Raw genomic sequence first — 26284 nt, 5'->3', positions numbered from 1 at the left:
AAAGCCCCGCTCCCGGTTTCCGGACCGGATGTTGTATTAAGACAACACTCAGGCCCGATGATAACGGCAAATATTAACAATTACCCTTTTTCGCTTGTCCCGGTGGACAGAAACCACCGCCACCATCATGACGACCACCACCGTCATGATGGCCACCATCCCGATGCCCACCACCGTCATGGTGACCCGGGTCGACCACAATAGAACCATCCGGTGTGTACAGGGCACAGCCCGATAACATCACCAGCATCAGCAGACCCATTGCCAAAAGCTTCATAAGACCTCCGATCGTCGCTTCCTTGATTCATTATGAAATGCACAGTACCGACAGTCGCGGATTTCATCCAGTTGTCGAATTCCGGATTGCAAACCTGCGTTCACAATCGCCGACGAAACCCACATTTTTGTTGTTCCGTCAGGGTGCGCCATGATTCGTCGGCCCCCAAAATGCTCTCGATATTCGAGATCAGCCGTGATTGTCTGCAAACGTCCTCCTGTCGGCACGGTACGACCAACACAATTGACAGCTATTTGCCCCCGGCCTAGCGTTGCATCAGACCCGCGTATTCAAAACAGAGGAGAAAGGTATGGCTTCAGGATGGGCACCGGAAGGTGCTGTTCAGGACCAGATTGATGCCAGCATCGACGATGCTGTTGAGCAGGCACGCCGCAAGTTGCCCAGCGGTGAAAGCCTGGAACATTGTGAAGACTGCAACGCCCTGATCCCCGAAGCCCGGCGTGTCGCTGTTCCTGGCGTCCGGCTTTGTATCCGCTGCCAGGCCGAGCAGGAAAAACATGAGGTACGTCATAGCCTTATCAACCGTCGTGGCAGCAAGGACAGTCAGCTCCGTTAACGCCTGCGGATCACCATCAGAATCCGGTAACACCGTTGCATCCGGCGCGCCAATCAAGCAGCATGAGCCTCGGAATCAACAATTATGATGGATGGACTCAAGATGGCTATTCACCCGCAAGCGGGACAAATCGCACCACTCGATACCCTCGTTAACGTTCCAGCGCTGGTTGCAGCCTATTACCGTCTCCAACCGGATATCATCAGTTATCCGGAACAGAAAGTGGCCTTTGGTACTTCCGGCCACCGTGGTTCTGCGTTGAGTACCACCTTCAACGAAAACCACATTGCTGCCATTTGTCAGGCAATTGCTGAGTATCGCGCCGAAGCTGGCGTGAAGGGTCCGTTGTATCTGGGTAAAGACACCCACGCCCTGTCCGAAGCGGCCTTTGGTACTGCCATGGAAGTTCTGGTCGCCAACGGTGTACGTGTACGTATTCAAGACGGCGGTGGTTACACCCCTACTCCGGTGATTTCCCACGCAATTCTGACCCACAACGCCGATGCCGATCCGGACGATCTGGCTGACGGTATTGTGATTACCCCTTCCCACAACCCACCGGAAGACGGCGGTATCAAATACAACCCGGCCAAAGGTGGCCCGGCTGATACCGACATCACCAAGTGGATTGCCGATCGCGCCAACCAGCTGCTGGCGGAAGATCTGGAAGAAATCGAATGGGTTCCGGCCGAAGATGCTGATGACAGCAGCCTGGTCGAAGACTTTGACTTTATCGGCCACTACGTCAACGACCTTGGCAACGTGATCGATATGGAAGCCATCAGCAAGGCTGGCATCCGTATTGGTGTTGACCCAATGGGTGGTTCAGGCCTGCACTTCTGGAAGCCGATCGCCAAAAAGTACAACCTCAATATTACCCTGGTGAATGAGAAGGTTGATCCGTCGTTCTCGTTTATGCCGCTGGATAAAGACGGTCGTATCCGTATGGACTGCTCCTCTCCATACGCCATGACCAACCTGCTGGCCCTGAAAGACGATTTCGACATCGCCGTTGGTAACGACCCTGACTACGACCGTCACGGTATCGTGTGTAAAGGCTTTGGCCTGATGAACCCGAACCATTACCTGGCCGTTGCGATTGAATACCTGGCAACTCATCGCCCGAACTGGCCACAAAACGTCAAGTTCGGCAAAACCCTGGTGTCCTCCGCCATGATCGACCGCGTGGTTAAAGGCCTGGGTCGTGAACTGTGTGAAGTTCCGGTTGGCTTCAAGTGGTACGTTGACGGTATGTACAGCGGTGAAATGGCGTTTGGTGGCGAAGAGTCTGCCGGTGCGTCTTTCCTGCGTCATAACGGCAAGGTCTGGACCACCGACAAGGATGGTTTCATTCTGGCGCTGTTGGCAGCGGAAATTCTGGCCGTTACCGGCAAAGACCCACAACAGCTGTACGAAGAGCAGGTTGCCCGCTACGGTCGTCCGTACTACACCCGTATCGACGTACCATGCAGCGCCGAAGCCAAAAAAGTGCTGTCCAACCTCAACGCCCAGTCCGTCAAGGGTGACATGCTGGCCGGTGACGCCATCACGGCCATTCTGACCCATGCTCCGGGTAACGGCGCTGCTATTGGTGGTCTGAAAGTAGAAACCGCCAACGGCTGGTTTGCTGCCCGCCCGTCCGGCACCGAAAACGTCTACAAGATCTACCTGGAAAGCTTTATATCCGAAGAACACGTAGCGCTGCTGGAGGCCGATGCCAAGGCACTGGTAAACAGCGTTCTGGGGTAACCCACGAAGCTGCTGGCCGTTATTCCCGCGAATAACGCCCTCTAAACAAAAACGGCTGCCTTGGGCAGCCGTTTTTGTTTAGAGGGCGTTCTCAATTAAGCAAGCCAGATGACAGCCAACACCAAACAGAGCATCGACAGGTAATTCCTGACCAAGCGTTCAGAAACTCCTATAGCAAGAACGTGGATCTATTTTTACAAATAGTTTCGAGGCTACCCGGCATTCACCGCCGGGTAATTATCTCAGGCAAGAGTATTGATCAATACTCCATCTTCAACTGCTTGAACAAAACGTTTACGCAATCGCTCGGGATTATTAAGGTGTTTAAGTGCATCAGCCATCGTTTGGCGCCCTTCCGAAACCAATTTGAACAATGCATCCTCAAACTCTACAGTATCCTCCACCACCGGTTGCTGACTTATCGGTTTCTGCCCATGCTCCTCCTGTAAGCTCAGGTTTAGCCCACCGTCAGTGCGGGCGTCTTTCACCGACAACGCACCACTGTTGTCCGCCAGTTTGATACGCAGACGCAGGTTGTTGGGAGAGTCGGCATTTTTCAGAGCTTCGTCCAGAGAAATACGGCCTTCGCGGAACAGGCGGAACAAGGCTCCGTCGAACGTCTGCATGCCAAGGTTTTCCGACTTTTCCATCACCTCTTTGATCAGGTGGAATTCACCACGCATGATCATGTCTTCCACGGTTTTGGTGCCCAGCATCACTTCTACAGCCGCGCAGCGTTTGCCTTCGACGGTTGGCAACAGACGTTGGGAAATAAACGCGCGCAGGTTCTGGGCCAGCCCCATCAACAGCTGCGGACGACGCTCTTCCGGGAACATGTTGATAATACGTTCCAATGCCTGGTTAGCGTTGTTGGCGTGCAGGGTGGAAATCGCCAGGTGGCCAGTTTCGGCAAACGCCAGCGCGTGCTCCATGGTTTCGCGGTCACGAATCTCACCAATCAGAATCACATCCGGCGCCTGACGCAGGGTGTTTTTCAGAGCAGCATGGAAACTCTTGGTATCCGTGCCCACTTCCCGCTGGTTCACGATACATTTCTTGTGCTTGTGAACGTATTCCACCGGGTCCTCAATGGTGATGATATGGCCACCCGCACTGGCGTTACGGTGGTCGATCAGCGCCGCCAGCGAGGTCGACTTGCCGGAACCGGTGCCGCCCACGAACAGGATCAGGCCGCGCTTGGACATGATCACTTCCTTGAGGATCGGCGGCAGGTTCAGCTTGTCGAGGTTCGGAATTTCGGTGTTGATGTTACGCGCCACAATCGAGACTTCGTGGCGTTGTTTGAAAATGTTGATACGGAAACGGCCAGACGCATTCGAAATCGCCAGGTTCATTTCCAGCTCGCGCTGGAATTCCACCCGTTGCTCGTCGTTCATCAGCGAATCCGCAATACGGGCAACATCACCAGGGCTGAGTGGCTCACGCGCCAGTGGTTTGAGAACGCCCTGGAATTTGGCACATGGTGGAGCGCCGGTGCTCAGGTACAGGTCGGAACCATCTTTGGTTGCCAGCAAATGCAGCCAGGAATCCATGCTCATTGCCAGAGTCTCTCCATTAATTGCAAATAAATCAGCCAGTTACAAAATCAGAATTGATTACGGGCGCCAGTGTGACGCAGATCCGGTAAAGCCGACAGCCTACCAGTCAAGTTGGCTTCAATGTACGCGCCGAACGGCAAAAATCGCACCAGATTGTGATATTAGTCACATTTACAGGTGATTTGAAATTGGCGGGGGAAAACAGGCGTTCAGGTACGCATGATAGTCATGGTGCCACTGGCCAACGGACCACGCACACATTCGAGATAATGTACAAAACCGGCGTTAAAACTGACCAGACGATGCGGCTGGATTTCCTGCACGCTGCCCGGCAAATAAAGCAGCACCACCCCTTCATCAATCCACAGATGTTTGCGTGACGTAGCCGCCGTGCCATTAAACGTGTAACGGCCATATCGGCAAAAACGGATACGAAAAAGATCCAGACCATCCTGCCCCGGTGGCACCCGTAAAGACTGACATTCAAGAACAGGTACGTCAGCATCCGCAATGCCCGGCACCACAGGCGGCTGCACAAGATCATCGATGCGGATGTTCATCGCCAACGCCAGACGCGCCAGCACCCCCACGGTCGGGCTTTTCAGGCCGGACTCGATATCCATAATCACGGAACGACTGACACCCGAACGCTCCGCCAACGACTGCAGGGTTTCCCCGGTGGTCATACGGTAGCCACGAATCACCGAACTCAAGGTTGCAAGGTCGGGAATCGAATCAATACGAGCCGGACGGTTACCCATCCCAATATCTGGGGGAATAGTCATATCTGAACTGTAGCAAGGACAAAACCGCCTGCAAGCAGCGCGGTGGGCGCGCATTGTCGCTGATTCAGCGCCGAAGCGAAATCGCCGGGCACGAAATACTGATAATGGGGTCAGACCAGAACGGACATCCCGACAATTGCCAAAATACTCGACCAGCACGCCGGGACTGGTTACCGTGACACAGGGCCAACATCCTTGCCCTTATCAACACTCAGGAGAAGCACCATGTTTGTTGCCATGAACCGTTTCCGGATTGCTCCGGGACGCGAGCAGGATTTTATCGATATCTGGAAAAGCCGCGAATCCTACCTTAGCGGAGTTCCGGGTTTTGTCAGTTTTAACCTGTTAAAAGGTCCGGTGACCGCCGAATACAGCCTGTTTGCATCACACTCGGTATGGGAATCCGCACAAGCCTTTGAAGACTGGACACACTCAGAAGCGTTCCGTAAGGCCCACGCCAATGCCGGTGGCCCGCGCAAGGATATTTACCTCGGCCCACCACAGTTGGAACTGTTTGAATCGGTACTGGGTGAAGGCTGATACCAGCACACCATAACGTCCACAGCCAGAAATACCAAAAACAGAACCACCCTAAACAAAAAAGGGTGCCGTGGCACCCTTTTCTGTTTTGATGATCAGGCCTGCAGCCTGATCAGTCGATTGCAGTAGAACCAATCTTGTGGATAGACAGGTCAGCACCGTTAAATTCGTCTTCTTCAGACAGACGCAGACCAGCCACCGCCTTGACCAGACCATACACCACAAAACCACCCGCCAGTGCGATAACCACGCCAATCAGAGAACCCACCAGCTGCGACATAAAGGTCACACCACCCAGACCGCCGAACGATGTCAGGCCGAAAATACCGGCCGCAACACCACCCCACAGACCACACAGGCCATGCAGCGGCCATACACCCAGCACGTCGTCGAATTTCGGGAAACGGTTCTGAGCCAGGGTAAACATGAATACAAACAGCGCACCGGCAACACCACCAACCACCAGCGCACCAATCGGGTGCATCAGATCAGAACCAGCACATACCGCCACCAGACCCGCCAATGGACCGTTATGAATAAAGCCCGGGTCCTTTTTGCCAACGACCATGGCAACCAGAGTACCACCCACCATAGCCATCAGACTGTTCACTGCCACCAGACCGGAAATCGCCGTCACAGTCTGGGCTGACATCACGTTAAAGCCGAACCAGCCCACCGCCAGAATCCAGGCCCCCAGAGCCAGGAACGGGATATTCGATGGTGCAAACGCCACCACCTTGCCACCACGGTAACGACCGTTGCGGGAACCCAGCAAGTAAATAGCACCAAACGCAATCCAGCCACCGACAGCATGAACCACGATAGAACCGGCGAAATCATGGAAAGCGGCACCAAAGGTGGCCGTCATCCACTCCTGGAAACCATAGTTGCCATTCCAGACCATGCCTTCGTACAGAGGATAGACAAAAGCAACACACAGGGCCGAAGCCGTCAGAATCGGATAAAAACGCGCACGCTCAGCAATACCACCGGAGACAATCGCCGGAATCGCCGCCGCAAAGGTCAGCAGGAAGAAAAACTTCACCAGGTCGTAACCGTTGTTACCGACCAGCTGGTCAGCGCTGGAGAAGAAATTCACGCCATAAGCGATCTGGTAGCCGATAAAGAAATAGGCCAGTGTCGAAACACCAAAATCAGTGATGATCTTGACCAGTGCGTTTACCTGGTTCTTGTGACGAACGGTGCCCACTTCAAGAAAGGCAAATCCGCCGTGCATCAACAGCACCATAATGGCGCCCAGCAGGATAAACAGGGTATTGGTGCCTGACAGCAGGCTTTCGACAGCGCTGTTCACGCTGTTCAGATCGACAGACTCCACGAGCTTTCCCCTTTGACATGCGGGTGGATGATGTTTTCAGACAAGAATGATCGTTTTGTTCCCCAACAAAACATGACCACTCCATGACGAACCAAAATAAAGCACAAGGCGTACCAACTTTGTTAACTTTGTCACGAGAGGACCTGACTTTTTGCATCAAAGCAGCGCAAGCTTGGAATTCATCAGCCTTAAAGCAGTGCAAAGTGACCGCAAATGCCACATTTATGTCTAACGGATGCGCTCTGACACACCAGAATCATCACAAAAACGCACAAAATTAGCGCACAAGACACACCTAGAGTTCCAAGATGATGCAAACCTGCAGGTAAGACCATTCCAGCCGCTCGTGGAATCAATGGCGCAGATACCACCCCAACAACAGGTCATCCAGACTGCAAATAACCAGTTTCAAACCCCCGTCACACAATAAACGCTGACCTTCTCACGCATCTGCATTAACATCCTGCCTCCCTCGCAGTATCAGGACAGGACGTCGATGAAGCAGGTGTTCGATCTACAGCAGCTGACCCCAAAAGGAATTCAGGAACAACGTGCCCAGTTAACCGCCTGGTTAACGCTGATGATTGCCCTGGTTCTGGGCTCTATCACCATTCTTCGTCCCCTGTTTGCCACCATGCACACGCTGTTTCTGGTATCCGGCGTGGTGAATACCTCGTTACTGCTGATCCTCTGGCAAATTCTGCGTCGTGGTTACTGGCAAGCGCAGGCACCAGCACTGCTGATGGGCCTGTGTATCTACATGGCGTTTCCGTTGATCCTGTTGTCCGGCGGCCCGAACAGCCATTACAGCCCCATCATTCCGCTATTTCCGTTTATTGGTCTGTTACTGGGTACATTCAGGATGGCGCTGTTTGCGCTGGTGTTCTGGTCCGTTGCCTGGATCGTTATGGCCTGGATGCTGCTGCACGGACATCTGCCCAACGACCTGACCCTCGACCCGCCCAATCTCGCCAAAACCGTGTCTCGTACCATGTGGCTGATTGGTGCCAGCATTATTTCGCTGATGTTTGCGGTTCAGTTCGATAATCGTAGCCGTCAATTGCGGGATTACCTGCTGGAGCTGGTGGAAAGTGATCCGTTAACCGGTGTTGGCAACCGTCGTCGTATGGATATGGTGCTGCAGCGGGAGTTGTCAGATCACAGCCGTCGTCACCAGTGGTTATGCCTGATGCTGGTGGATGTTGATTACTTCAAGCGTTATAACGACAGCCGCGGTCACGCGGCGGGGGATATTGCCCTGCGCGAGGTAGCCAACTGTCTGCAGAATTGCCTGAACAGCCATATTGATCCGGCCAATGCGACGCTGGCGCGTTATGGTGGTGAGGAGTTTGTGCTGATCATCCACAACTGCGACCCGGTTTTTGCAGCACAGGCAGCGGAGCAGGTACGTAAAACCGTGCAGTCGTGCCAGCTGGGTTACCGCGACAACCAGCCAGACGTATTAACGGTGACCGTCGGTTTTGCCTGTATCCGCGAACGGGAAAAACACAGCGCCAGCAGCCTGTTTGAACGGGCCGACCAGGCGCTTTATACCGGCAAACGAGCCGGAAGAAATCGGGTAATGGATGCTGATCGCGTCTGGACCAAGCCCCATTACCGCAACGAAGAAATCAGTGCAAGCCGGATCAGCCCGCCTGAATGTGATAGCAATGGTGAATATTCGGACGACGAGCGTAATCATGTGGCACTGAGCGGCCACTGACGTTACGAATTTTCAGGCCCGCCAGCGCTTCTTCATCCAGATCAAACTTGCGCAGGTTGTTGGAGAAAATCAGCAGGCCACCCGGCTTCAGACAAGCAACCGCCTGACGAATCAATGTAGCGTGGTCGCGCTGGATATCCAGAACCCCTTCCATACGCTTGGAGTTGGAGAAAGTTGGCGGGTCCATAAAGATCAGGTCGTAAGTGCCCTGCTGACGTTCAGCCGCCTCTTCCAGCCAGCGCAAGCAGTCAGCCTGCACAAAGTTGTGACGATCCGGATCAATATCGTTCAGTTCAAAGTTGTCACGACCCCAGTTCAGGTAAGTACGGGACATATCCACGCTGGTGCAATGCGCCCCTGCCACCGCCGCATGCACACTGGCCGTTGCGGTGTAACAGAACAGGTTCAGGAACTTCATCCCCGGTTGTTGGGCCGCCAGTTTGGCAATTTCCAGACGGGTCGGACGGTGATCCAGGAACAGGCCGGTATCCAGATAATCACGCAGGTTCACATTCACCAGCACCTTGCCTTCCGGCACGGCAAACATGTTGCGGGATGAGTCCTGCTTTTCATACTGACGTTTGCCGCTCTGACGTTCACGACGCTTCAGCACAATGCGCTGGGCATCAATACCGGTTACTTCCGGCAATACCGCCAGCACGTCGAGCAAACGACGTTCCGCCCGTGCTTCATCAATCGTCTTTGGCGGCACATATTCCTGCACGTGCAACCACTGCCCGGTTTCACCGGCATCACGCTGGTCAGCCGCGGTATAAACGTCGATGGCAACGGCATATTCCGGCAGGTCAGCGTCATAGACGCGATAACAGTACACGGACTCACGACGCGCCCATTTCTGCAGCGGCTTGAGGTTCTTGGCCAGACGGTTGGCAAACTGCTCAACCGGACCCCGAATCATACTGCCGCGCGGCTGTGCTGAGCGCTCGTCAGCGGCACCGAATACCAGCAGACGGGTAGCAATCAGACCGTTCAGCAGGTTGTACTGTTTATCCAGCGGACGACGGATCGAACGCGCCAGATCGGTGTTACCGGTGAATACCGCCAGACGCCAGTCCGGCAGTTTCATGGTGGCATCATGGAATTGCTGATACAGAGGTGCCAACTGTGGCAACTCACTCAAACGCTCGCCGTATGGCGGGTTACACACCACCAGACCACCGTCGGCAGCCACGTCCTGATTCACACGCAGCTGATCAATGCCACGACGTTCCAGATGTACCTTGCCAGACAGACCGGAGCGCGCCAGGTTAGCCTGAGCGGCTTCCAGCTGACGGGCATCAATGTCGAAGCCATACAGATGGCTCTTCATGGCGTTCAGGCCCGCAGTGCGACGCTGACGAGCGTCATCCACCAGCTCCAGCCAGATACTGCGGTCATGACCGCGCCAGTACTCAAAACCATGCTGCTGGCGATTCAGACCAGGAGCCACGTCGGCGGCCATCAGGCCCGCTTCAATCACCAGCGTGCCGGAACCACACATCGGGTCGATCAGATGTTTGCCTTCCGCTGCCAGCGCAGGCCAGCCAGCACGCATCAACACTGCGGCCGCCAGGGTTTCTTTCAGGGGTGCCAGACCCGGCTGCAGACGGTAACCACGGCGGTGCATACCGCTACCACTGAAGTTGAAATACAGATGCAGCTTGCCTTTACGGAGCTGGGCTTCGATTCGAACCTGGGCATCTTTATCGACGTTCGGGCGACTGCCAGTGTCGAGACGGAAACGGTCACAGATGGCGTCCTTGATTTTCTGGGCACCAAACTGGGTGTTGTTAATGAAGTCGGTCTGGCCATGAAAGTCGATTCGCATGCTCGCACTGACCGGAAAAATCTCGTTCCACGGCAGTTGGCGCGTTTCTTCATATACTTCGTCGACATTGCCGACCTGACATTCATGCAGCGGTAACAATAAGCGACTGGCGAGACGAGACCATAAACAGAAGCGATAAGCTGTTTTCAGATCCCCACGCCAGAACACCCCGAGGTGAGTTTCACGTTCAACTTCGCCGCCTAACTCACTGATTTCCTGAACTAACAGGGGTTCGATCCCCTTGGCACAGCTGGCCAGCCAGGTGAAGGTTTCCGACGAGGGATGGTTTTGCATCATGGGTGAGGCCTGTTTGGTCAAATAGCGATCGACTACAACAGTAGCCGGATCTATAAAAAATAATTCATTAACAGTCGGCGCAACAACGGGATAAAACAGTAGAAGGCGCTGTCACAAGGTTGTCATGCTCTGGCAGCCTGCCAGTGCCTGGCCCAGTTAATTGCAAGCGAGGACGCTACGTTATGAAAAAACAGAAACGCGATCTGCAAGAACGAGCTTATTCCCGTGGTTACCGTGCCGGTGTAGAGCACCGCTCCAAGGATCTGGCCCCTCCGGAAGGTCCACTGCGTGACGCCTGGTTGGCGGGATGGCGCAGCGGTCGCGCTGATCACTGGGATGGGTATATAGGCGTTTCTGGAATCCATCGATTGGCAGTATAACGACAACCAGAGAGGGTATCCGCTTTCACGTTCGTAACACCGTCAGACGACTCGGAAAGAGTCATACATAACGTTCCAACCAGCCTCCGTCCGGCGGAGGAACGGGCCCCAATTTTCCGGGGCCCGACTCTTTTCAGCTAACGCTGATCAATTCATATGCGCAATGGCTTCAGCTGATTCACGCACCAGCTCAGGACCGCGGTAAATAAAGCCGCTGTACACCTGTACCAGACTGGCACCCGCACGGATCTTGTCGACCGCACCAGCACCATCAGTAATACCACCCACGCCAATCACTGGCAGACGACCCGCCAGCACCTTGCACAGGGTTTCCAGTACTTCGGTGGCTTTGTCTTCCAGTGGCGCACCACTCAGACCACCGGCTTCTTCGGCGTTCGGGCAACCGGCAACACCGTCACGGTCCAGTGTGGTGTTGGTGGCAATCACACCATCCATTTCACACTCCACCAGCGTATTGGCAACCAGCGCCACTTCGTCGGTATTCATGTCCGGGGCAATTTTCACAAAAATCGGACGGTAACCATGTTCTGCGGCCAGCTCACGCTGACGGACTTTTAACGGCGCCAGCAGATCACGCAGGGCATCACCGTACTGCAGGGTACGCAGGCCCGGAGTGTTCGGCGACGAAATATTCACGGTGATGTAGGTGGCGTACTGATACACCTTTTCCAGGCAGATCAGGTAATCACTGACCGCGTTCTCAACCGGGGTATCGAAGTTCTTGCCAATGTTGATACCCAGCACACCATCGTAACGGGCGGCTTTGACTCGCTCGATCAGGTAATCAACACCCTTGTTGTTGAACCCCATACGATTGATGATGGCCTGACGTTCAGGGATGCGGAACAGACGCGGCTGCGGATTACCCGGCTGTGGACGTGGTGTGATGGTGCCGATTTCGATAAAACCGAAGCCCAGACGCGCCAGGGCATCAATGTAATCGCCATTTTTGTCGAGACCAGCCGCCAGACCCACCGCATTTGGAAAACGGATTCCCGCCACTTCAACCGGATTGCCGGTCATGCGTGGCGCCATGTAGCGCAGTACGCCCAGACGTTCGGCGGCTCCCAGCAGGTCCAGACTGACTTCATGGGCAGTCTCGGCACTCAGGCTGAACAACACTGGACGAAATACGTTATACCAATCCATAACAACCTCACAGACAGGCGGCTGGAACCGCCAACGGGCTCAGATTCACAAAATTGCGCGGATTATACGCGAGGAAGGCGAGCGATGCTCTGGAACTTGCCTTGTGCATCAAATTCAATAACAAAACGCCCGTTAACCCCTTCGCGGGTGACCATGGGACGTAACAGATTGGCAGGGAAACGCACGCTGCGGCCATCAAGAGCCCGGCCCTGAACCATTCGTGCATCACCACTGTAATAACGCTGCAATTCAGCAGCCGACAGGTAAATATCGAGAACCACCCGCTGGTTCATGGTGAGGGCCTCATCCGGATTTCTATTGGACCTCGAACAAGCATAGACCAGCGGGATTGCGGCAGGATTGTCAGCTCACGGCAAAGCGGACACAGCCGGACAGATCGGCATCAAGGCTTACGCTGGCGGTAAAACGCGCGAATGTCTTCCAGTCGCTCTGTATGATCCAGCTGCCAGATGCCCAGAGGGCCATGAACAAAACGAAAGGCATGAACAGAGCCAATCTCAAACTGTTGCCAGTATTCCTTGCGATTACCAAACCGGATCACCGGCATATTTTCATCCACCGGCACCAGACGCCCGTTCTCCTCCAGCCGGTAGTCATAATGCTGCGCAGGACCGCTTGCCAGAGCTTCATCCAGACGTTTGGCAGCGGGCAACCAGGCCAATGAGACACAGATACTGCCGATCATGCCCAGCACCATGGATTCGCGCAGAGGAATCCGGTTTTTCTGCAACACAAACCAACCGCCTAATGACACCAGCAACCCCAGTACCGGCAAGCCCCACATGGCGTATCCCCAGTCCAGAGCTTCCAGCGGATTCAACAACAGGCCGTCCACCAGCGCATACGCTGCCGCAACCAATATCAGCACCAGAGCCGCAACAGACGCAGGTCGTGAGAACAGATCAAAGTCTTCGGATGCCTCATCGGGCAAAACCTTACCCGGCACCAGCTTGCGCCACAAATCGGCGGTTGCCCGCCGTGAGTCATTGGCTTGCATACCAATATCGGATGACACCAGCCACTCCTGCTGCCCGGCCTCCAGACGCAACCAGAACAGACTGCCACCGGCAAACATATGATTGCCCTGCCAGCTGATGTCGACCTGTTCACGACGCCAGCCCTGATCCAGCTTTTCACCATCCGGTTTCAAACCGACCAGACGGATGCCCTGATCAGATTCCAGCAGCAAACCACGGAAGTCGTAAGGCAGCATTCGCAACCAGCGTTTTTTACCTTCGCCCCTCATCAGATAAACCCGATGCCAGATACAGCCATCCCGAATGGCATCCTCCACCAAGTCGTCCTGCAGGCGACCGAGGCGACGTGTCCGTAAAAACAGCCAGGAAACAAAAGCCAGAGCGGTCAGAAGCAGGGCCGACTGGGCGTATATCATCAGATTAAATTCATTCATCATCATTCAGCACAAGCTCCCTGCATGTCGTCAGCGGCCAGTCTGAACGGCAAGCAGGCTCAGGGCGATGATAAAAAGGCAATTCTGAGGGGTGGCCAGCAGACCACTAATGAACCATTTCGCAAAGTGCCAAAGCTGGCTGAAATGGTCTGCAAACAGAGCGGAACCAACCGCTCCGTTTGCAGAAACAAACAGGACCCGTCTGTCGAATCAACAGGACCCTATTGGCAAGGCGGGCAATCTGCCTGCTGGCGACTGGCCTGAGCCAGATCCAGCAGCTCACGCAGAGCAACCGCCACCATGGCAAACTCCATATGATCCGTGGCCTTGAGGTCGGCCAACATAGTCTGCCAGCGGCTGAACAACAGCGATTGATCGTTCTGCCAGCGCTCCAGGGCCGCCGACAGCGCTTCTCCTTGTTGCAGCCCGGTCATAACCCCCACCGTCAGGGAACGCTGCTGCCAGTCCAGATCATCACGCAGACTTTCCCGAGCCAGGGCTTCCCAATGACTGGTCGCTGGCAAGCCGTTAATCTGCTGACCGAACCAGTTCAACGACAATTGTTCACCCACCTCGAAGTAAGCCACCGCCACATCGTTAACCGGCTGCCCGGTTTGAACGGCCGCTTCCACAATCCCCAGCGCGGAATAAAGGTTAACAGCACCACTGCAGTAACTGGCCAGTTCGGCAGGAACCCCCTGGGCAATACGTTCATCTCTCGATTGCTGCCAACGCTCAAGTGATGTGCCACGCAAGGTAGTCCCCATTTCAGCAGCAATACCTGCAACGGCGGCACGGAAGCGTTCAACCTCGACACTGATATGGATACTGGCGCGACGATTGCGCACAAACCAGCGAGTAGCACGGCGCACCAGACGCATCAGGTCGGCCATCATGTCTTCCTGTACCACCGTGCTGACCTTGTAGTCGAGCTCATTGATTGCCTTCCAGTAGTCGTCCAGCGCAAAAATATCCCGTGCGGCGACATAGGCACGGGCGACATCAGCAACACTGGAGCCAGTAGACTTCGACAACCGGTGCATGAAGTTGATTCCCATGTAGTTGACCATGTCATTGGCCAGCTGGGTGGCAATAATTTCACGACGCAGACGGTGATTACGCAGCGGCTCGCCAAAACGTTTTGCCAGTTCGGACGGGAACGCCGTGGTCAGGATTTCCGCTACGTAAGCATCTTCATATATATCGGGATGATTCAGTTGCTCTTTGAGGTCGGCCTTGGTGTAGGAAATCAGCACCGCCAGTTCTGGCCGGGTAAGGCCGACGCCACTGGCCTTGCGATTGACAAGGGTTTCATCGTCGGGCAGGAATTCCAGCGCCCGATTGAGCTTGCCTTTGGATTCGTACGACTTCATCAGGCGCACGTATTCTTCCATACGTGGCAGACAGTCCTTGTAGGCCAGAGAGATAGCCTGAGTCTGGCGATAGTTGTCCTGTACCACCAGCTCGCCCACTTCTTCGGTCATGGCCATAAAGATTTCATTACGCTGCTTGCGAGTCAGATCACCGCTGGCAACCACTTCGTTGAGCATGATCTTGATGTTCACTTCGTGGTCGGAACAGTCCACACCACCGGCGTTATCAATAAAGTCGGTGTAACTGGCACCACCCTTGAGGGCAAATTCGATACGGCCAAGCTGGGTCATACCGAGATTGCCACCCTCGCCCACCACTCTGGCTCGCAGATCACCACCGATCACCCGCAGGCCATCGTTGGCCTTGTCACCCACCTGGGAATGACGCTCTGAGGCCGCTTTTACATAAGTACCAATACCACCGTTCCAGATCAGATCGACTCTGGCCTTGAGGATATAGTTGATCAGATCATTCGGCGCGAGACGATCCTCGCGGATTTCGAACAGCGCCTTCATCTCGTCACTGATCGGGATACTCTTGGCAGAACGCAGGAACACACCACCGCCTTTGGAGATCAGCTTGCTGTCGTAATCCGACCAGGCCGAGCGAGGCAGTTCAAACAGGCGTTTACGCTCAACAAAGCTGGCCGCAGCATCCGGAGTCGGGTCGACAAAAATGTGCATATGGTTAAAGGCCGCCACCAGACAGATATGCTCGGAACGCAGCATGCCGTTGCCGAACACGTCACCGGCCATATCCCCAATACCAACCACACTGAAATCAGTGGTCTGTACATTCAGCCCCTGCTCGCGGAAATGGCGCTGTACCGATACCCAGGCACCACGGGCGGTAATCCCCATTTTCTTGTGGTCGTAACCAATCGAACCGCCAGAGGCAAACGCATCACCGAGCCAGAAACCTCGGGTCACCGCAATTTCGTTGGCAATATCCGAGAATGTTGCGGTGCCCTTGTCGGCAGCAACCACCAGATAGGTGTCGTCCGCATCATGGCGTACCACCCGCTCCGGTGGCACCACGGCACCGTCCACCAGATTGTCGGTTACGTCCAGCAATGCCGATACAAAGGTCTGGTAACAGGCGATCCCTTCCGCCATAAAGGCATCACGACCACCGTCCTTTGGCAGGTTTTTGGCGATAAACCCACCCTTGGCACCCACTGGTACAATCACGGCGTTTTTCACTTGCTGGGCTTTTACCAGCCCCAGGACTTCCGTACGGAAGTCGTCGGCGCGGTCCGACCAACGCAAGCCACCACGCGCAACCCGACCGCCACGCAGATGCACACCCTCGACCCTTGGGGAGTAAACAAAAATCTCGAACATTGGCCGAGGTAACGGCATTTCCGAAATGGCTGCCGGATTCATCTTCAACGAGATATAGGATTTCGGTTCACCATCATCACCATGCTGGAAGAAGTTGGTGCGCAGGGTGGCGCGAATCAGTTCGATGTAACGGCGAATGGTACGGTCTTCGTTGAGCTGGCTGACGGTATCCATCTTGCCGAGAATATCCGCTTCAATGGCGGCGAACGCCTCATTGCGAGCATCTTCCGACTCAAATCCCAGCCCAAAACGGGCATGGAACAGCTTCACCAGACGCGCACTGAGGGAGATGTAACGGCTGAGGGTTTCGGCAATGTATGACTCGGAAATCCCGAAACGGATCTGCTTCATATAACGGGCGTACGCCCGCAACAGGGCAATATCTTTCCAGCCTAACTGACCGCCCAGCACCAGCCGGTTGAATGGATCGTTTTCAGCACGTCCTTGCCAGATCGCCCGGAACGAATCCTGAAACAGGGCTTTTACTTCCGCGATGTTAATGCTGTCAGATAAGGTATATTGAAGCAGGAAATTATGAATCCAGATAACCTTGCCATCACGGCGAATAATTTCAAACGGATGCTCACCCAGAACACGCAAGCCTAGGTTTTCCAGTACCGGAATCACATCTGACAATGGCAAAAAAGAGTCTCGATGGAACAGTTTGAAGTGCAACTGATTGCTATCTTCTTCCAATTCACGATAAAAACTCATCCCCAGTTCGACTGGCGACTGCACACATAGATTTTCGATGTACTGGATATCCGTCACCGCTGTACGGGACGTAAAGTTCTCCCGATAGCCAGCCGGGAACGCACTGCGATAGTCCACAAACTGGCGATTACCCAGTTCTTCACCCACCTGTTCAATCAGAGCATCGTGCAGGTCATCCTGCCAGGAACGCACCACCTGGCGAATCTTGCGCGCCACCATGATTTCATCAAAGTCGTTGTTGCGAGACGAATCCAGCCGCAAGGTGTATTGAGCCCGCGCCAGTACGGACTCAGAAAAATAGGTAGTGGATTCAATATCCAGCGGTGCAAATTCATGCCGCAGCACCCCCTCAATACGCTGACGCAAGTCGGTGTTGTAAATATCACGGGGGACATACGCCAGGCAGGATACAAATTTGCTGTAAGGGTCCTTGCGCAGATAAATCCGGGTCTGACGACGCTCCTGGATATTGAGAATACTGATAGCCGTACGATGCAACTGGTCAACCGTTGACTGGAACAAGTCGTCACGCGGATACACTTCAAGAATGCGGTTCAGCTCCTTGGCGCTGTGACTACCAGGCGTAAAATTTGCGCGCGCTCGCACATCAGCCAGTTTATTTCGCACAATCGGAATATTGTTGGGAGTTTCGATATACACAATCGAGGTATACAGCCCCATAAAGCGAATTCCGCCAATTACTTTGCCTGTTTTATCAAAGCGTTTGACCACTACATAATCCGGATAAGCAGGCCGATGCACACGGCTACGCTCCCCCGATTTCATAAAACTGATTGGCTGAGGATTAGTAATAAAACGATGAATTTCTTCGGGTAAGTCCTGCAAGCGCAAACGGTCACGGTCAGCCTGACGGAAGCGGAAAACCCCAAGGTCCTGACTGCCGTCACGGACCACGTAGTCACCATCTTTATCGTGTTCAAACGAAAACTCGTCTGATGCCAGAAAGGTAAAATGATTAAGGCTCAACCAGCGTAAAAAAGCCTCACCTTCGTTGGTGCCTTCCTGTTTGCTGGCCGCCAGTTCGGTGGCAGCCACCTCCAGACGCTTCATGATTTTCGGGAAGTCATCCACACAGCATTTGACCTCGGCCAGAACCGATTTTAACGCCTCGTTTAACTCACTCAGAATGGCTGGATCGGAATGGTGATCAAACTCCATATACACCAGCGCCTCTGCTACCCCCCCCTCAGACGGCACACTCCAGTCGATACTGTTATCCAGCTGCTGCTTGTTATCCCGACGGGCATACAACACGCAATAATGCAGCGCATGCAAAGACATCTGACGACTGTTCAGCTGCAAGCGGATTGAGTCAACCAGAAACGGCATATCTTCACATACCACTTCAACTACCGTATGCGAACATTGCCAACCATGGTTCTCATGATCCGGATTAAATACCCTGACCTTGGCCTCGCCCGTCTGCCGCTGCTGCACAAAATGCCAACTGGACAGTGTCGCTCCATAGAGATCTGTCGCCGGGCGCGCCAGTAACTCATCCGCCGGCACATTGGCATAATAGAGATTGGAAAAACGGGTCAGCAGAGCAGCCTGTGGGGCTGCGTTTCGATCGTTGATAATCTCGCGCAGAGCGGTCAGCATAATCGGTGTCCAGGTTTTTTATTGTTCTGTTAAGCGTAGCATTGCTGTATCTGTCGTCGCTGGCCAAACTGTACATTCTTTGAGCCAACCCTCTCTTTGGTCTGAATATCGCTTGTCTTTTTGTACCAGCTCTCTCCACCTCTCGACGCATATCCGCGGTAACCCCTTGAACTTTATGGTTTAGCCCTGATCTCATGGGCACAATACGGATAGCAGCCACTGACCGGTTGCTATAGCCCCATGCCGTCGACAGGAAATATGTGAATGAATCAGTCCGAAGGATTCCAGCGTCTGCGTACCACCCTGCAACACCGCATTATTGGCCAGCCTCATCTGGTCGACCGTCTGCTGATCGCCCTGCTGGCGGACGGCCATCTGCTGGTGGAAGGGGCTCCCGGTCTGGCCAAAACCAAAGCCATCAACGCGCTGGCCGACCGTATTGAAGGGGATTTCAAACGTATTCAGTTCACCCCCGACCTCCTGCCCGGTGACATTACCGGTACCGAAATCTATCGCCCGCAACAGAACAGTTTTGATTTCCAGCCCGGCCCGATTTTCCACAACCTGATTCTCGCCGACGAAATCAACCGAGCCCCGGCCAAGGTACAAAGTGCCCTGCTGGAAGCCATGGCCGAGCGGCAGATCACCGTTGGGGGTGTCACCCGCAAATTGCCTGAACTGTTTATGGTGATGGCAACCCAGAACCCGATTGAGCAGGAAGGCACCTACCCGCTGCCGGAAGCCCAGCTTGACCGTTTTGTTATGCACGTGCGCATCGACTACCCGGATGCCGATGCCGAACTGAAAATCCTGCGTCTGGTTCGTGGCGAGGCGCTGCATCAGGTCGATGCCGACGATTGCCACCTGACCCAGGCTGACATCATGAACGCCCGTCGCCAGTGTCTGGATTTGCACCTGAGCGAATCCGTCGAGCAGTACATCGTGCAGCTGATCATGGCAACCCGTCGTCCGGATCGTTATCACCCGGATCTGGCCAACTGGATCGAATACGGCGCCAGCCCTCGTGGCACCATTGCCCTCGAACGCTGCGCCCGAGCCCACGCCTGGCTGCAAGGTAATGATTACGTCAGCCCGGACGATGTTCAGGCCGTGGTTCACGATGTGCTGCGTCATCGCCTGCTGCTGAGTTTTGAAGCGGAAGCCAGTGGTCTGGGCACCGATGCCGTCATCGATCGCCTGTTACAACTGGTGCCTGTTATCTGATTTTCGGCCGGGACGTTCGTCATGAAAAACGCCAGTGCTTCTTATGGGGTCGATCCCCGTTTCAGCGCCGCAACGCAAATCGATACCGGCGCGCTGGTTCGTCTGCGCGAGCTGGCATGCCATATCAGCCTGCGCCAGCCTCGCAAGGTCTACAGCGCCCTGTCCGGGCAGCATGTGTCGGCCATTCGCGGTCGCGGCCTCGAATACGCCGAAGTTCGGCACTACCAGCCCGGTGACGATATTCGCGCCATGGACTGGCGGGTAACCGCCCGTACCGGTCAACCGCATATCAAGGTGTTTCAGGAAGAACTGGAGCGTCCGTTGTTGCTGGTCTGTGATTTGCGCGCCAGCATGCACTTCGGCAGTCGCCGCACCTTCAAACAGGTTCTGGCCGCTGACCTCTGCGCCTTGCTGGCCTGGGCCGGAGCCAACTCCGGTGACCGCGTCGGCGCGCTGATCTTTAATGACGACCAGCAATTTGACCTGCGCCCATCCAACGGCCCACGGCATGTTTTGCAGATCATCAATCGCCTGGCTGCCATGCCCACCAGTGCGGCGAGCGAACCGGTCCAGCGCATGACCGCCATTTGCCAGCAATTGCGCCGCGTGTCTCGCCCTGGCACCGCAATCTGGTTCATCAGTGACTGGAGCGGATTTGGTGACGAACAACAAGCGTTGCTGTTCGACCTCTGCCGTCATTGTGAAATCACCGCCATTCAGGTGCATGACCGCCTTGAGAGTGAACTGCCGCCACCAGGGCGTTACGACATTACCGATGGCCAGCAACGCCTGCGTCTGGATACCGCCAGCAGTCAGCAACGCCTGCACTGGCAACAGCTGGCCAATGAGCGTCAGCAACAGCTGCAGCAACAACTGACCCGTCTGAAAGTGCCGCTGCTGCGGATTGCTACCGACGATGATCCGCTGACCATTCTGCGGCAGGGAGGCAAAGCATGATTCCGGCCGCTCCTGCTGTTATGAACTCGCCCGCGTTACCAACCGCTGTACCGATGTCACCTGCAACCATGCCTGCTAATCCCGTCGCGAATCCCGCAGAAAGCCTGCAACTGCGTGATCTGCATATGCCTGATCCGATCAGTGCCTGGCCTCCGGCTCCTGGCTGGTGGCTGGTCGGGATTCTCGGTGTGATATTGCTGCTGGCGGCCATGTATGGTGGCTGGCGCTTCTGGAAAGACTGGTATCCACTGCATCGCAGTCGCCGCGACAGCGCGCAGCAACTGGAAAACTGGCGAGTCGAATGGCGTCAGCACCGGAACAGCAACCAGCTGATCAACAACATCAACCTGGAACTCAAACGTTTCTGCCAACTCTGGTATCCGCATGCACTTAATCTGCACGGACAGGCCTGGGTCGATTTTCTGCAACAGCACAGCCGCATCAGCGCAGAACCATTACAGCCGCTGGCAAGTGGTGGTTATGCTCGCCCGGATACCAACCTTGATGGCGACCAGCTGGTAGCAACCACAATCCAGTGGCTGCAACAACAGAACGGTCGTCAGATTCGACGCGCACGCGTCACCACAACAGAGGTGCTGTCATGATCGAGTGGCACTGGCCCTGGGCTTTTCTGCTGTTACCGCTACCGATCCTGATGCGGTTTCTAGCCGCGCGTCCACGCCCACAACAGGCATTACGGGTTCCGTATCTCGGTGTATGGCAAGGATTTGGTAACAGTAATGCGGCTGACAACCAGCCTCGTCGGGGTGCAGCCCTGATTCTGATGCTGATCTGGCTGGCACTGGTTACAGCCGTTGCCCGCCCCTTCCAGCTGGGAGACACCATCCAGATGCCGGTTACCGGACGCGACCTGTTATTGGCCATGGACATCTCCGGCAGTATGGCGCGTGAAGATATGAATCTGCAGGGCAATGCCGTCAGCCGTCTGGCGACGGTCAAATCGGTGCTGGATGAGTTTGTACAACGCCGTCAGGGCGACCGGATTGGTCTGATCCTGTTTGGTGCCAACGCGTATGTACAAGCACCACTGACCTTCGACCGAGAGACCGTGCGTACCTGGCTGGGTGAGGCGCAGATTGGTCTGGCGGGCACCGAAACCGCTATTGGTGATGCTATTGGACTGGGTATCAAACGTCTGTTGAACAACCCGGCCGAAAGCCGCGTTATGGTTCTGCTGACCGATGGTGCCAACACCGCTGGTGAGATCGACCCGCGTCAGGCCGCCAGTCTGGCCGCCGAAAACGGGGTGCGCATCTACACCGTGGCGCTCGGTGCTGACGCCATGCAGATTCCCGGATTCTTTGGCTCACGGGTTGTAAACCCGTCTCAGGATCTTGATGAACCCCTGTTGAACGATATTGCCCGAATGACCGGCGGCAGCTTCTTCCGTGCCCGCAATCCAGCCGAACTGCAGGGTATCTATCAGATGATCGATCGCCTTGAGCCAGTGGATCAGGACCCGGAGCAATACCGTCCACAACACAACCTTTATCAATGGCCACTGGCATTGGCCTGGTGCCTGAGCCTGCTGCTGCTACTCAACAACAGTTATCCGCTGGACACCCTGGTGCGGAGATTCCGTCGTGACTGATACCTGGCTGAACCTGCTGCAACAATTTCACTTCACCCGTCCCTGGTGGCTACTGGCCCTGTTGGCCGTTGTGATCCTGCCCTGGTTAAACGCCCGTCGTCATGCTGGCAACAGCCCATGGCAACAGGTCATTGACCCGCATTTACAGTCCGAACTGCTGGAACAGCAGGTTGTCACCGCCGCCAATCCTTGGCGTTTGCGAGCATTGATCGCCGCTGCGGTTCTGGCGGCACTGGCCTTGGCCGGCCCGGCCTGGGAACAGCAACCACAACCGGTGTTTCGCAATCAGGATGCACTGGTGATTTTGCTCGACCAGTCATTATCAATGGCGGCAGAAGACGTCAAACCGTCCCGTACCGACCGGGCTCGCCAGAAGATTCTGGATATCCTCAAGGCCCGCAAGGATGGCCAGACCGCCATGCTGGTATACGCGGGTGACGCCCATGCCGTAACACCACTGACCGATGACGCCGACACCATTCGCAACCTGTTGCCACCCATTTCGCCATTTCTGATGCCTGCTCCCGGCAGTCGTCCTGACAAGGCCATCGCGTTGGCCCAGAAGATGTTAAAAGACTCCGGAGTAACCCACGCTCGCCTGTTACTGATCACCGATGGCCTGCAAGACAAGGATGTTGATCGTATCCACGAGGTATGGGACGCCCAACACTTCCCGCTGGGAATTCTGGCCGTCGGCACGCTGGACGGTGCCCCTGTGCCGCTGCCAACCGGTGGATTCCTGCAGGACAACCAAGGCAGCATTGTGCTGGCGCGCCTTGATAGTCAGCAAATCAGTCGGGTGGCCAGTGGACTGGGTGTGAACTGGCGACCGCTGGGATTACTGGACGACGACTGGCAATCCCTGTTGCCGGAACAGGTTCAGGAGGCCAACGCCAGCAGTCGTGATCCGCAACAAGCCAACCTGTGGATCGACCAGGGCTATTGGCTGGTGCTGTTACTGTTGCCGGTTTGCCTGCTGGCGTTCCGCCGTGGCGTGGTGTTTTGTCTGCTGTTAGTGCCGATGCTGCATCCGCAACCCGCTGCGGCACTGGAATGGCAGGACCTCTGGAAAACCCCGGATCAACAGGGTGCCGAATTGCTACAACAGGACCCAGCCGCCGCCGCCAGCCGTTTCGAGAATCGTGACTGGAAAGGCACTGCGGCGTACAAGGCCGGTGATTACGCGACCGCCGCCCAGGCGTTTAACAATCCCGGTAATGCCGACAGCCTCTACAATCAAGGCAACGCCCTCGCCCGCTCCGGTGACTTGCAAGGCGCTATTAATGCGTGGGACAAGGCATTGGAATTAAACCCCGATATGGACGATGCCCGTTTTAACCGCAAACAGGCCGAAGACCTGCTGAAAAAACAGCAGGATCAACAAAATCAGCAAGGCCAGAACCAGAACAGCAAAGACCAGAACAGCAAAGACCAGAACAGCAAAGACCAGAACCAGCAAGGTCAGAACCAGCAAGGTCAGAACCAGCAAGGGCAGAACCAGCAAGACCAGAACCAGCAGGGCCAGAACCAGCAAGGTCAGAACCAGCAAGACCAGAACCAGCAAGGTCAGAACCAGCAAGGTCAGAACCAGCAAGACCAGAACCAGCAGGGCCAGAACCAGCAAGGTCAGAACCAGCAAGGTCAGAACCAGCAAGGTCAGAACCAGCAAGACCAGAACCAGCAGAGCCAGAACCAGCAAGGTCAGAACCAGCAAGGTCAGAACCAGCAAGACCAGAACCAGCAGGGCCAGAACCAGCAAGGACAGGACCAGCAAGGCCAGAACCAGAACGGTCAGAACCAGCAGGTCCAAAACCAACAAGGTCAGGCCAACCAGGAAAAGTCTGACAAGGGTGATCAGCAGTCCGCCAGCGGCCAACCCCAGCTAACCGAGGAAGAACGCCTCAACGCTGAGCAGCAGGCGCGCCTGCAACAATGGTTGAATCGCGTGCCCGACCAGCCAGGCAAGCTGCTGGAACGTAAATTCCTTTATCAATATTCCCAACAAAAACAGGAACAGGAATCCGGAGACGTATTATGGTGAGTCAGGCAGTTTCACTCAGGTCACTGACCACAGGTATCTGGCTACTGTTGGCTTTGCTGCTCGGCTCCCTGCTGGCTGCTCAGGTACAGGCCGACACGTTTGAGGCCAGCGTGGATCGAGCGTCGATTTCAGAACACGAAACCCTGACCGTCACCTTCAGTTTCAGCCCACAGGCCCTGATGGGAACGCCAGACTTCAGCGGACTCAAACAAGACTTCTCGGTTGTTCAGGGGCCGTCACGCTTTAACAGTTTCCGTTCCACCAATGGTCAGATTGATTCCCGCACCGAATGGTCGCTGGTGCTGACACCGCTACACAGCGGACGCCTCACCATTCCGGCCATCACGTTCAAAGGCCAGACCAGTAACCCGATCGAAATCAATGTCAGCCAGCAATCGTCGCAGGTGCAACAGCAGTCCAGCGAAAATGCATTTTTTGATATCCAGGTGGATCAGCAGCCGCTGTATTTTGTGCAGAGCGAAATCCTCTATACCGAAAAGCTGTATTACCGGGTTAATCACCAGTCACCAAGCCTGTCCGATATGGCAGTCGAAGACGCTCGTGTGGTTGCCATTGGCGAGCCACGTCAGTACTTCAGCACCATTAATGGCGAACGCGTGGGGGTATACGAACGCCGATTTGCGATTTATCCGGAAAAAACCGGCACTCTGGTGATTCCTGGCCAACGTTTCCAGGCGGTGGCCACATCCCGCAGTAATCCTTACGACGCCTGGCAAGGCCGGCAAACCATGATCACCGCAGCCAGTAAACCGATTGAACTGACGATTTCAGCGATTCCGGCCAATTATCCTCCGCTGCCATGGCTGCCAGCCAAAGCCGTGGACGTCAGCGACCAATTCAGCCTGGCCGATGATCAATGGGTGGTTGGAGAAGCTGTTACCCGTACGATCCGGATCAACACCGAAGGTTTGTCCGCCAGCCAGATTGTACTGCCGGAACCAGTATTACCAGACGGCCTCAAACGTTATCCGGATCAGCCGGATATCAAGGATCAACTCACCGATGAAGGTGTCACTGGCGTATATCAGCAAGCGGTAGCGCTGGTACCGACCCAACCGGGCACCTTGCAACTGCCAGAGTTCAGACTGGCATGGTGGAATACCCGTACCAATCAGCTGGAGTACGCATCACTGCCTGCCCGCACGGTCACAGTCAAGGCAGCCCCCAACAACGCCCCAACTCCAGCGGCTCCGGCAGTCGATTCAGCGGTTCCAGCCGCCAGTGATGTAGCGCCTATGGCAACCAATGACGGAGCGCCAGATCAGCGCTGGTGGCTGCTTACCGCCGTATTAGTGCTGACTAATCTGATCACACTGGGATTGTGGCTCAAAAACCGCACCCCTTCGGTTGGATCGCCTGCTGTTAAGGAAGATATCTCATCGGCCGCGGGCATCTCCCGTCAGCAGTGCTGGAAACTTCTGAAAAACGCCTGCCAACAAGGGGATGCCGCCGCTGTACGCAACCATCTGCTGGCCTGGGCTGGCACTGTGTGTGTACAACCACCACGCTCACTGCGAGAGTTACAACAACAGGTGTCCGATCCGGGGTTAAAAGCCGCGTTGGCCGAGCTGGATGCCACCCTGTTCAGCGCCCAGACCAATAGCGCCTGGAACGGCACCAATCTGCTGGTACTGCTGGAACGGTGGCAGAAAGAAACTGCGAGCAGACCTGCCGCTGCCAAAGGGCTGTACCCGTCGTAACGGCGAGTCAGCATTACAT

20 protein-coding genes are annotated in these 26284 nt (G+C 55.3%); 11 read left to right on the top strand and 9 right to left on the bottom strand.

Annotated features, from left to right (window positions below; genetic code table 11):
• Positions 1 to 73 precede the first annotated feature (73 nt).
• Positions 74 to 277, bottom strand: a complete 204-nt coding sequence (locus OUO13_RS15075; RefSeq protein WP_283174723.1) for a hypothetical protein — start codon at positions 275 to 277, stop codon at positions 74 to 76.
• 310 nt (positions 278 to 587) lie between these two features.
• On the opposite strand from OUO13_RS15075, the gene OUO13_RS15070 reads away from it, so the two are divergent.
• Together OUO13_RS15070 and pgm are read left to right on the top strand one after the other, a co-directional pair.
• Entirely contained in the window at positions 588 to 854 is a 267-nt protein-coding gene (locus OUO13_RS15070; protein WP_283174722.1) for a DksA/TraR family C4-type zinc finger protein, read from the top strand.
• Between the two features lie 102 nt (positions 855 to 956).
• A complete protein-coding gene (gene pgm / locus OUO13_RS15065) occupies positions 957 to 2603 on the top strand; it encodes a phosphoglucomutase (alpha-D-glucose-1,6-bisphosphate-dependent) (protein WP_283175036.1) in 1647 nt (548 codons plus the stop codon).
• Between the two features lie 242 nt (positions 2604 to 2845).
• Here pgm and OUO13_RS15060 read toward each other — a convergent pair whose 3' ends face one another.
• On the bottom strand, positions 2846 to 4162 hold the full coding sequence (locus tag OUO13_RS15060; protein WP_283174721.1) for a PilT/PilU family type 4a pilus ATPase: 1317 nt from the start codon (positions 4160 to 4162) through the stop codon (positions 2846 to 2848).
• 209 nt (positions 4163 to 4371) lie between these two features.
• Positions 4372 to 4947 (bottom strand): helix-turn-helix domain-containing protein, encoded by a 576-nt coding sequence (locus OUO13_RS15055; RefSeq protein WP_283174720.1) that lies wholly within the window; start codon positions 4945 to 4947, stop codon positions 4372 to 4374.
• Positions 4948 to 5172: 225 nt separating this feature from the next.
• Here OUO13_RS15055 and hmuQ point away from each other — a divergent pair, with 225 nt between their 5' ends.
• A complete protein-coding gene (hmuQ, locus tag OUO13_RS15050; protein ID WP_283174719.1) occupies positions 5173 to 5487 on the top strand; it encodes a heme-degrading protein HmuQ in 315 nt (104 codons plus the stop codon).
• 112 nt (positions 5488 to 5599) lie between these two features.
• On the opposite strand, the gene OUO13_RS15045 is transcribed toward hmuQ, so the two are convergent.
• A complete protein-coding gene (locus OUO13_RS15045) occupies positions 5600 to 6811 on the bottom strand; it encodes an ammonium transporter (RefSeq protein WP_283175035.1) in 1212 nt (403 codons plus the stop codon).
• Between the two features lie 511 nt (positions 6812 to 7322).
• Here OUO13_RS15045 and OUO13_RS15040 point away from each other — a divergent pair.
• On the top strand, positions 7323 to 8549 hold the full coding sequence (locus tag OUO13_RS15040) for a GGDEF domain-containing protein (protein ID WP_283174718.1): 1227 nt from the start codon (positions 7323 to 7325) through the stop codon (positions 8547 to 8549).
• On the opposite strand, the gene rlmKL is transcribed toward OUO13_RS15040, so the two are convergent.
• Complete coding sequence (gene rlmKL, locus OUO13_RS15035) at positions 8473 to 10674, bottom strand: bifunctional 23S rRNA (guanine(2069)-N(7))-methyltransferase RlmK/23S rRNA (guanine(2445)-N(2))-methyltransferase RlmL (protein WP_283174717.1); 2202 nt, start codon at positions 10672 to 10674, stop codon at positions 8473 to 8475. The genes OUO13_RS15040 and rlmKL overlap by 77 nt on opposite strands.
• A gap of 182 nt (positions 10675 to 10856) precedes the next feature.
• Here rlmKL and rmf point away from each other — a divergent pair, with 182 nt between their 5' ends.
• On the top strand, positions 10857 to 11054 hold the full coding sequence (rmf, locus tag OUO13_RS15030) for a ribosome modulation factor (protein WP_283174716.1): 198 nt from the start codon (positions 10857 to 10859) through the stop codon (positions 11052 to 11054).
• A gap of 147 nt (positions 11055 to 11201) precedes the next feature.
• Here rmf and OUO13_RS15025 read toward each other — a convergent pair whose 3' ends face one another.
• The 4 genes from OUO13_RS15025 to OUO13_RS15010 form a co-directional block, all read right to left on the bottom strand.
• Entirely contained in the window at positions 11202 to 12224 is a 1023-nt protein-coding gene (locus tag OUO13_RS15025) for a quinone-dependent dihydroorotate dehydrogenase (RefSeq protein WP_283174715.1), read from the bottom strand.
• A gap of 62 nt (positions 12225 to 12286) precedes the next feature.
• Entirely contained in the window at positions 12287 to 12517 is a 231-nt protein-coding gene (locus OUO13_RS15020; RefSeq protein WP_283174714.1) for a DUF2835 domain-containing protein, read from the bottom strand.
• Positions 12518 to 12627: 110 nt separating this feature from the next.
• A complete protein-coding gene (locus OUO13_RS15015; RefSeq protein ID WP_283174713.1) occupies positions 12628 to 13662 on the bottom strand; it encodes a hypothetical protein in 1035 nt (344 codons plus the stop codon).
• A gap of 215 nt (positions 13663 to 13877) precedes the next feature.
• Positions 13878 to 18710 carry an NAD-glutamate dehydrogenase gene (locus tag OUO13_RS15010; RefSeq protein WP_283174712.1) on the bottom strand — a complete coding sequence of 1611 codons (4833 nt, stop codon included), beginning with the start codon at positions 18708 to 18710 and terminating at the stop codon, positions 13878 to 13880.
• Positions 18711 to 18974: 264 nt separating this feature from the next.
• On the opposite strand from OUO13_RS15010, the gene OUO13_RS15005 reads away from it, so the two are divergent.
• The 6 genes from OUO13_RS15005 to OUO13_RS14980 are packed head-to-tail and all read left to right on the top strand — an operon-like array spanning position 18975 to position 26265.
• Positions 18975 to 19934 (top strand): AAA family ATPase, encoded by a 960-nt coding sequence (locus OUO13_RS15005; protein WP_283174711.1) that lies wholly within the window; start codon positions 18975 to 18977, stop codon positions 19932 to 19934.
• Between the two features lie 21 nt (positions 19935 to 19955).
• On the top strand, positions 19956 to 20891 hold the full coding sequence (locus tag OUO13_RS15000; RefSeq protein ID WP_283174710.1) for a DUF58 domain-containing protein: 936 nt from the start codon (positions 19956 to 19958) through the stop codon (positions 20889 to 20891).
• A complete protein-coding gene (locus OUO13_RS14995; protein WP_283174709.1) occupies positions 20888 to 21496 on the top strand; it encodes a DUF4381 domain-containing protein in 609 nt (202 codons plus the stop codon). The genes OUO13_RS15000 and OUO13_RS14995 overlap by 4 nt, the downstream gene beginning before the upstream one ends.
• Complete coding sequence (locus OUO13_RS14990) at positions 21493 to 22503, top strand: vWA domain-containing protein (protein WP_283174708.1); 1011 nt, start codon at positions 21493 to 21495, stop codon at positions 22501 to 22503. Before OUO13_RS14995 ends, OUO13_RS14990 begins: the two co-directional genes overlap by 4 nt.
• Positions 22496 to 24544: a VWA domain-containing protein gene (locus OUO13_RS14985; protein WP_283174707.1), complete on the top strand. Its 2049-nt coding sequence runs from the start codon at positions 22496 to 22498 to the stop codon at positions 24542 to 24544. Before OUO13_RS14990 ends, OUO13_RS14985 begins: the two co-directional genes overlap by 8 nt.
• On the top strand, positions 24538 to 26265 hold the full coding sequence (locus tag OUO13_RS14980; protein WP_283174706.1) for a BatD family protein: 1728 nt from the start codon (positions 24538 to 24540) through the stop codon (positions 26263 to 26265). The genes OUO13_RS14985 and OUO13_RS14980 overlap by 7 nt, the downstream gene beginning before the upstream one ends.
• Positions 26266 to 26284 lie beyond the last annotated feature (19 nt).

Source organism: Parathalassolituus penaei (assembly GCF_026626885.1).
Taxonomy (GTDB): domain Bacteria; phylum Pseudomonadota; class Gammaproteobacteria; order Pseudomonadales; family Oceanobacteraceae; genus Oceanobacter; species Oceanobacter penaei.
Note: the sequence above shows the minus strand (reverse complement) of the source record. Positions and strands in the feature narration are given on the sequence as shown.

Coding starts and splice junctions, on each gene's coding strand:
- OUO13_RS15075 (WP_283174723.1), bottom strand. CDS start 277: ATGAAGCTTTTGGCAATGGGTCTGCTGATGCTGGTGATGTTATCGGGC.
- OUO13_RS15070 (WP_283174722.1), top strand. CDS start 588: ATGGCTTCAGGATGGGCACCGGAAGGTGCTGTTCAGGACCAGATTGAT.
- pgm (WP_283175036.1), top strand. CDS start 957: ATGGCTATTCACCCGCAAGCGGGACAAATCGCACCACTCGATACCCTC.
- OUO13_RS15060 (WP_283174721.1), bottom strand. CDS start 4,162: ATGAGCATGGATTCCTGGCTGCATTTGCTGGCAACCAAAGATGGTTCC.
- OUO13_RS15055 (WP_283174720.1), bottom strand. CDS start 4,947: ATGACTATTCCCCCAGATATTGGGATGGGTAACCGTCCGGCTCGTATT.
- hmuQ (WP_283174719.1), top strand. CDS start 5,173: ATGTTTGTTGCCATGAACCGTTTCCGGATTGCTCCGGGACGCGAGCAG.
- OUO13_RS15040 (WP_283174718.1), top strand. CDS start 7,323: ATGAAGCAGGTGTTCGATCTACAGCAGCTGACCCCAAAAGGAATTCAG.
- rlmKL (WP_283174717.1), bottom strand. CDS start 10,674: ATGATGCAAAACCATCCCTCGTCGGAAACCTTCACCTGGCTGGCCAGC.
- rmf (WP_283174716.1), top strand. CDS start 10,857: ATGAAAAAACAGAAACGCGATCTGCAAGAACGAGCTTATTCCCGTGGT.
- OUO13_RS15025 (WP_283174715.1), bottom strand. CDS start 12,224: ATGGATTGGTATAACGTATTTCGTCCAGTGTTGTTCAGCCTGAGTGCC.
- OUO13_RS15020 (WP_283174714.1), bottom strand. CDS start 12,517: ATGAACCAGCGGGTGGTTCTCGATATTTACCTGTCGGCTGCTGAATTG.
- OUO13_RS15015 (WP_283174713.1), bottom strand. CDS start 13,662: ATGATGATGAATGAATTTAATCTGATGATATACGCCCAGTCGGCCCTG.
- OUO13_RS15010 (WP_283174712.1), bottom strand. CDS start 18,710: ATGCTGACCGCTCTGCGCGAGATTATCAACGATCGAAACGCAGCCCCA.
- OUO13_RS15005 (WP_283174711.1), top strand. CDS start 18,975: ATGAATCAGTCCGAAGGATTCCAGCGTCTGCGTACCACCCTGCAACAC.
- OUO13_RS15000 (WP_283174710.1), top strand. CDS start 19,956: ATGAAAAACGCCAGTGCTTCTTATGGGGTCGATCCCCGTTTCAGCGCC.
- OUO13_RS14995 (WP_283174709.1), top strand. CDS start 20,888: ATGATTCCGGCCGCTCCTGCTGTTATGAACTCGCCCGCGTTACCAACC.
- OUO13_RS14990 (WP_283174708.1), top strand. CDS start 21,493: ATGATCGAGTGGCACTGGCCCTGGGCTTTTCTGCTGTTACCGCTACCG.
- OUO13_RS14980 (WP_283174706.1), top strand. CDS start 24,538: ATGGTGAGTCAGGCAGTTTCACTCAGGTCACTGACCACAGGTATCTGG.